Genomic DNA, 610 nt, shown 5'->3' on the forward strand with positions numbered 1-610 from the left:
ATCTATCGAACGCAAACGCAAATCACGTTGAGGAAATGGTATTTCAATCTCGTACTCACTGAGTTTGGTTTCGATCTCCCACAAATACATACCAATTGGGTGCTTATCGATAGGCAATTCATTTCCATTTACCCAAACAATTAACTCAAAATCTAATGAACTGTCGCCAAAATTGATCAACCACACATCTGGCTTGTGTGCCCCGTGATTAATGGTGCATGACAGCTCGAGCGAAGCTTCAATAGCAGCGCGTTTAACAATTTCCTTATCAGAACCATACGCGACACCAAAAGGGATATGCAGACGGCGCACGTCATCACTCAAGGTATAGTTGATCACTCTCCCTGAAATAAATTCCGAATTAGGGACAAGTAAATCAATGTTATCCCACGTCGTGATTTGAGTACTTCGAACATTTATTGCTTTGACTCTGCCTCGCGTACCCGAGTCGAGTTCAATTAAATCTCCAACCTTTATTGGCCTCTCGAACAGTAGAATCAAACCAGAAATAAAGTTGTTAAAGATAGACTGCAAGCCAAAGCCAACACCGACACTCAAAGCACCTGCGACAATCGCTAACTTCGTAAAATCAATGCCCAGTAAGGCAAAA

At 42.1% G+C, this 610-nt stretch carries 1 protein-coding gene; it reads right to left on the bottom strand.

Annotated elements, in window-relative coordinates:
• Nucleotides 1–610, bottom strand: a 610-nt coding sequence (locus A3738_RS06770) for a mechanosensitive ion channel family protein (protein ID WP_156504022.1), incomplete at both ends; no start/stop codon positions are given.

The organism is Oleiphilus sp. HI0066 (assembly GCF_001635725.1).